Raw genomic sequence first — 6,864 nt, 5'->3', positions numbered from 1 at the left:
CGCGGGCAGGTACATCTGGCAGGAAAAGAAGCGCTGGATGCCCATATCATTCTCTCAAACCGTTGCGGCTTGATACTATTCCGAAACGATTAGGAATATGCAATGGCAATATGGAGCCCGGGAAGCGCCGGCCAAGGCCTGTGCGATCGCAAGCCGGGCGATGGTACCACGCGTGCTGCAGCGAGCATCCGCAGGCGATCGGCATTCGGCCGTTGCCGGGGCTCCTGAGATATCCCCCGCCTCAAGCCGTCAACTGGGCGCGCCAGCGCGCATCACGCGGCGACGGGCGGCGATGGAGACGGCGGTCGAGTAGAGCGCGCGCCTTCTCGATTTCGCCGCCGCGCATCAGGGCGACAACCAGCGTATCCTCGATGACCTCGCGCTGCGCGCCACTGCCGCCGATCCGCACGACGTCTTCCGCATAAGGCTCCAGAATGCGCACGCATCCGGCATAGTCCGCCTCGACAAAGGCCTGTACTGCGCGGGCGATCGCCGGGACGACCCAGCCAGCACCGAGCGAGCCATTTCCTATACGTTCTTCCAGCATGGTGATGCGCTGGGCGAGCGCCGCGCGCTGGTTCGTCGCCGCTTCGATCAGCGCCATGTGCGGGTCAATGAAGCTGTGCCCCGGCCTCGGAAAAGCCTGGCGTGCATAGTCGGCGGCCTGCTGCCAGAGCCCCTGGGGCAGCGCATGGCCATAGACCTTCAGCCGCCACAGGAGCGATGCGGCATCGCTGACGATGTTGATCGGCGTGCCCTGCGACGCCGAAGGCTGCACGTGGTCCGCATAAAGAGCAAGGGCTGCGTCGGCATCGCCGCGCTCGAGCGCGGCCAGCGCTGCGTGCCAGGCGATGTGACCATGCAAAATACCGCTGCGGTCATAGTCCGGCAGCCAGCCTGCAATGAGCGCCTCGGCCTCGTCTCCCGCCCCGCCCTCGAACATGGCGTGCACCAGGGCGTGGACGCCGTTCGCGTTTTCCCGGCGCAACTCAAACGCGCGCTCCAGCATGGCGCGGCCGCGGTAGGCCGCCCCATTTTCCGCCAGCGCCCAGCCGCGATAGGTCAGGAACCACCAGTCGTCAGCATTGAAGTGCCTTGCGTGCCGCTCGCACAGATCAACCCGGGCCTGATTGTGATCCGCCCTGCCCGAAAAGGCGAAAAGGCCAAATGCGCCGAGCGGTAGCGACAGGATGACCGTGTCCTGCGGCCAGCGCTCGGCATGGGTGAGCGCATGCTCCAGCGCCTTCTGCGACTGGCCAGTGATCGCGAGTGCAAGCGCCTCGACATGGCTCTGCTCGCGCTCGGAGCCTTTTGACGCAACCTTCTGCCTGGCGATCACGATCCGTGCGTGCGCCTCGCCAGGTTCGGCACGCATGGCATGCAACCGGGCGCGCGCCGCGTGCGCCAGTGCAAAATCAGGGTCGGCCTCGAGTGCGGTATCGAGCGTCTCGGCCGCTCCAGGCCAGGCGGCAAGCATGAGGGCCACACCGTCCCGATAAAGCCTGGCGGCCTTGTCCGAGGCAGTTGAAAGGGGAAGTCCGTAATTATCGACACACGCCATGACGGATCTTTCTGGTTGTCCTGTGCTTTTGGCAGCGTGACGGAGCCACCGCCAGGCACTGCCACACCATAACCGCCTTGCGTCTGTCGGTCTTTCGACTAAACGACATTTTATATCGAATATCGGACAAGCGCCTATGCTGGACTGGAACACGCTTGAGGCTCCCGCAGATGCGCTGCCGCCCGACCCGCTGACCCTGCGGGCCCAGACCCTTCCGGCGCGCAGCTACTTTCCCGAGCACAGACACGCCTGGGGGCAGCTGGTCTATGCCATCTCCGGCGTTCTGGCTGTCGGCATTCCGGGCCGGTCCTACGTCATTTCGCCGGAGCAGGCCGTGTGGTTGCCTGTCGGCATGGCCCATCGCGTCGGCTCCTTGCTTGGAGCCGAATTCCGCAGCCTCTGGATCGCCAGCGGATCGACCTTCGCCCTGCCAGAGGAGCCGACCGTCTATGGCGTCGGACCGCTTCTGAAAGCCTTGATTGCAGAAGTCGCCCAGCTCCAGCACGAAGCGGATGACGACGGCTATGCGGGCCGGGTCACCCGGCTCATCCTTGACCAGTTGTGCCGCGCGCGGCCGGTCTTTGCCGCCCTGCCCTGGCCGCAAGGGGCAAGTCTTGCGCGCCTATGCGAAGCGCTTTACGCGAGCCCGGCGGATCCACGCTCAGCGGATGCATGGGGCCGGGAGCTTGGCATGTCCTCCCGCACGCTGACCCGCCGCTTCGAAGCCGAGGTGGGCATGAGCCTGCGGTCATGGCGACGCCGCATGCGGCTGTTCAAGGCAATCGAGCTGCTGGGCGGAGGGATGGATGTGACCCAGGTAGCGCTGGAGCTCGGCTATGGTTCGCCCTCGGCCTTCATTTATGCCTTCCGCACGAGCATGGGGGCCAGCCCACAAGCCTTCATGCGGGGCGAAGCACCAAGACAGTGGGCAAGACCGCCGCGAGGGTCGGAAGTTTGATCACAGATTTGAGGTCAGCATCGCCCAGCCCACAGGCGGCAATCGCGCTTTTAAACCTGCGGCCCGCAGCGCAGGATAAACCTGGGGTCGCACAGAAAGGTCGTTGCGCAGGATTGCGCCAAGCTGGCTGCTATGCCTTTGCTCCTTGATGTTGGTAGTCCTGCTCGCCCTGTAAGGCATTGAGCCAGTACCGCCCCCTTTGCCCGGCTCTGTTTTTGCCAGCAAGCTGGACTCATACACCAGCCTTGGCAGCGATGATTCATTCCGAACCGGATGTCATCCGTCGACTGTCCACTTGAACGGCGCAGCCATTATGTCGACATCGACAACGATGGAACTCGGATGATCCCTACAAGCCAACAGGCAGAAGCTCAGGCACGATCGCTATGCGAAGTTGCCAGGTAGAGTTCAGCCATTTCCAGTCTTCAACTGCCTTGTGATATGGCATCGTAGACTGATGAAAGAATTGGCTCAGCCTTAGCAAGGCCGCTGAGCGAACTGGTCACGCCGTCACAGGGCAACGTAGGCAACCGCGGTGCTCAACTGTTAGGTTAAGACCCTAAAAAACCAGGTTTGGACCTGGCCGGATTGGAAAGCGGAAACCCATGTCCTGCTCGTCGCAAGTGAAATCCATCAGTTACCTCAGGGCCAATGCTGCCGAAATGCTGATGCAAGTGTCCAAGCAACGTAGGCCCTTGGTCATCACACAGAATGGTGAAGCCAAGGCTGTGTTGCAGGACATCGCCTCTTTTGAAGAAACCCGAGAAACTCTGGCTCTTCTAAAGATCCTGGCTCTTGGCAGTCAGGATGTCGACGCGGGCCGGATCGAGCCGGCGACAGATGTGGTGGCTCGCCTGCGCAGCAAGCGAGCATAAACCTGACGAATAAACCGGACCGCTATCATGCACTCCGTACTCAGTACGCGGAGCAGCATCTGAAACCCTTTTAATTTTGCATCTGCGAGTTCAACTATTGAGCGAACGCCAACCAAGCTCTTGATCAATTAATGGGTTCGGTCAGTAGCTTTGGAGCAGTTTCCTGAGCGAGGCAGCTCCTCAAAAATATTAGCAGCGCTGGGCATCAAGTTCGCTTATCCATCAGGCAGCGTCTGTAGCGTCTCACGGTCCCGACAAACGACCTTGGACATGTCCACCCTCAGGCGAACGCGTCGGAGACATAGCGGCCGCGTTCATGCTCAAGCACATCGGCCCACTTCTCGGCTTCGGCGTCGCTGTAGCCGGTTGCTTCCTTGATTGCCTTGACCAAGGCCTCGCGCACGGCTGGCACCATGTGCCTGCCGTCACCGCAGACGAACACGATGGCGCCTTGCCGGAACAGCTCCTCGATGCGCTTACGCTCGGCCCAGACCCGATGCTGGACATACTTGATGTTGCCATCAGGCTTTGCCGAGAATGCTGGCAGGACTTCGACCACGCCGTCTCGCTGCCATGCGGCCAGTTCGTCATAATAAAGGTAATCGACCTCAGGATCTGTCGTACCGAAGAACAGCAGCGCGGGACCGACGTCCTGGCCGGCTGCCTTCTGAATGGCCCGTTCCTGCAGGAAACCGCGGAAAGGCGCTATCCCTGAGCCTGCGCAGATCATGATGATCGGTGTTCTGGGATCAGCCGGCGGGTGGAACCTGGAATTGGAGGGGCGCACGGCAAGCGACACGCGATCACCCGGCTGCAAGCTTGCCAGGTAGGACGATGCCACACCCTGGTATCTGCCTTGCCCAGAGAGCGCCGGGGCATCGACGACTGCCACCGTGAGTGTGGCATGGTCTGGATTCCAGAGCGGAGACGACGAGATCGAATACTGCCGTGCACGCATCGGCGGCAGCATCCCAACATAGCCGGCCAGATCGACCTCGCAGGACTGGAACTGCTCCAGAAGATCAATCACGCTCACCCTCTTGCCCAGAACCTCGGTCTCGTAATCATCCCCGGCAAGCCGCTGGAGAACCTGCTTTTCCGGAGGACAGCGGGTGGCGCTCGCCAGGGCTGCAACCTGGGCCTTGGTCGCCGGCTGGGACAGCTCGACGAAATTGGTGAAGAGATCGCCGCAGCTGATCGGCTGATCGGTCGGCAGCCCGCTTGTGCCGGTGCTGCTCTTGCGCAGGATGATCTGGGTGTCGGCCGCAATACCGAAGCGGCGCAGCACGCGGTTCACCGTTGCGTCGGGATTGCGCGCCAGAATGGCCAGATAATCACCTGCGCGGTAGGACACGCCTCTGGGCAAGGCAAACTCGATGTGACGCTTGGAGTGGGCGCCGGGCTTTGAAAGGTCGACCAGTTCGCGGTTCTCTACCACGACGCCCCGCTGCAGCTCGCCCAGGCGCAGCAGGTTTTCTCGCCCGGCCCTGACGAATTCCACGGCCAGCTTTTCGCCGATAGCGGCCTCGACCGGCTCACGGCCGAACGCCTTCTCGAACTCCGGCCAGACGTTCTCGGCCCAAGCATCGAACATCCCGAAGAAATCTCCACCGGAATCGGCCTCGCCCCTTTGAGTGATGCGCTTGGCACCCGCCGCCGCCAGGGCAGCGTCGACCCGCTTTGGAATGGCCTGGTAGGTTCTCGCCCACTGGCGGTTGCCGCAGCCGAACACCGCGTACTTGAGCCCACCCAGCGATGCGCTGTCGACACTCTCAATGTAGCTCACGAACTGGCGCGCATTGTCAGGCGGCTGGCCTTCATAGGAAGCCGTCACCACGATCAGGCCGCCTGCCGCGGGCAGGCGTCCAGTGAACTCGTCCATGGCACCGATCGTCGGCCGGAAGCCATGGCGTGTGGCCTCGGCCGCAAGGCGGTTGGCAAACGCCTCCGATGAGCCGGTATTGCTGCCGTAGAGCACAAGGAGATCTGTGGCCTTCTCCACTGCCGGCACGGGCTTGGGGTCCCGCTGCAGAGCCGGCGCCGGCGTCGCGAGCGTTGATGTGCGTGCCAGCGATCCGGATTGCCGCCGGGCTTTGGCGCGGATACGCAGCCCCTCCGGCTTGATGGTCAGAGTCTCATGAATCTTGAGCGTATAGCCGGGATCCTCGAGCATGAAGTCGAAGCGCTGAAGCATCATCGTGAGGACCAGCTGGGCTTCCTGCATGGCAAACGGCCGGCCGATGCAGGCGCGCGCACCATTGCCGAAGGGTTTCCAGCAATTGGGCGGGAGCTTCTCGGCGTTCTCGGGCGCGAACCGCTCCGGCACGAACGCCTCGGGATCCTCGCCCCAGACTGCCGGGTCGCGATGGAGCATGGGCGCCAATATCATTACCGTATCTGTCGGCGCCAGCGGGTACCTGCCAGCAAGTATGGTGTCAGCTAAGGGCTTGACCGCAAAGACGGAGGCTGTCGGCCAAATGCGCAGGCTCTCCATCAGAATCTGCTCGATATAGCGCAGCTGCGCCATATGCTCGATGCGGGGCGTCTCGTCACCCAGAACATCGTCAACGAGACGGCGCGCCGTCTGCAATACGTCGGGGTTCTTAAGGAGAAGATAGGTGGCAAAGGACAGCAACCCGCTCGTCGTCTCATGGCCGGCAATCAGGAACGTGACCATCTGATATCCGATGTTCTCGTCGCTGAGCCTCTCGCCTGTCACCGGGTCGACGCCGTTGAGCATGACGTTGAGCAGATCGTCCTTTTCGCCGCCGCGCGGATCACGCCGGCGCTCATTGATGAGGCCGCGCGCAACCTTGTTCAGCATCTCCTGATCGGCGGCATACTGGCGTGCTTTGGACAGCAGAAGACTGTTGACCAGCTCGGGCCGCCGCGCCCGCTGCCCCGCTTCACTGAGGGCACCGACCATGGCGCCGACGAAGGGATGCATCTCGTTCTGATAGAAGCTGTTGAAGCGGTAGCTGAAGGCACACAACGCGATCGTATCGAGCGTCAGCCGGGTCATATCGTCGGCGACATCGATCACGCTGTCGGGGCCGAACCTCTCCCAGCGGGTGAACATCTGGTCGGCAATGTCGAGCATACCGGGGAACATGGAGCGGACGCCGATCGGCCCGAAGGACGGCATCAGGAGCCGGTGTGCCTTGGCCCAGCTCGGCTCTTCGTTGTAGGCCGTGAACAGGCCGTCGCCGCCAACGGTCCGAAGCTCTTCAAGGGCGAGATGCACCTTCTTGTTGAACCGCGCCTCATCGCAGAGTTCGTTGACCAGTTCCTGCGAGCTTGCCACGTACACTGTGCGGCTGAAGATCTTCAATTTGAAGAACGGCCCATACTCCTGCGCCAGGCGCATGAGGCTCTGAACAGGCCTCGTCGTATCCAGCTCGGCAAGATTGCCTATAATGGGCTTGAGGGGAGGCTGCGGAATGGCGGCGGATGACAACAAGAGCAGGGCT

General features: G+C 62.3%; 4 protein-coding genes. 2 read left to right on the top strand and 2 right to left on the bottom strand.

Annotated elements, in window-relative coordinates; genetic code table 11:
• Positions 1-241 precede the first annotated feature (241 nt).
• On the bottom strand, positions 242-1,561 hold the full coding sequence (locus tag VIG90_RS06980; protein ID WP_331592769.1) for a tetratricopeptide repeat protein: 1,320 nt from the start codon (positions 1,559-1,561) through the stop codon (positions 242-244).
• A 136-nt stretch (positions 1,562-1,697) separates the two neighbouring features.
• Between VIG90_RS06980 and VIG90_RS06975 the strand changes: the two genes are divergently transcribed.
• Positions 1,698-2,519: a helix-turn-helix transcriptional regulator gene (locus tag VIG90_RS06975; RefSeq protein ID WP_331592768.1), complete on the top strand. Its 822-nt coding sequence runs from the start codon at positions 1,698-1,700 to the stop codon at positions 2,517-2,519.
• A gap of 605 nt (positions 2,520-3,124) precedes the next feature.
• Entirely contained in the window at positions 3,125-3,394 is a 270-nt protein-coding gene (locus tag VIG90_RS06970; RefSeq protein WP_331592767.1) for a type II toxin-antitoxin system Phd/YefM family antitoxin, read from the top strand.
• Between the two features lie 280 nt (positions 3,395-3,674).
• Here VIG90_RS06970 and VIG90_RS06965 read toward each other — a convergent pair whose 3' ends face one another.
• The gene (locus VIG90_RS06965; RefSeq protein ID WP_331592766.1) at positions 3,675-6,854 is read right to left on the bottom strand and encodes a bifunctional cytochrome P450/NADPH--P450 reductase; all 3,180 of its coding nucleotides are present in this window, start codon (positions 6,852-6,854) and stop codon (positions 3,675-3,677) included.
• Between the last annotated feature and the right edge of the window lie 10 nt (positions 6,855-6,864).

Origin of the sequence: Pedomonas sp., from assembly GCF_036515995.1 — a bacterium.
In the GTDB taxonomy this organism is placed as follows: Bacteria; Pseudomonadota; Alphaproteobacteria; order Sphingomonadales; family Sphingomonadaceae; genus Pedomonas.
The sequence above is the reverse complement of the archived record's forward strand: the minus strand, read 5'-3'. Positions and strand labels throughout refer to the sequence as shown.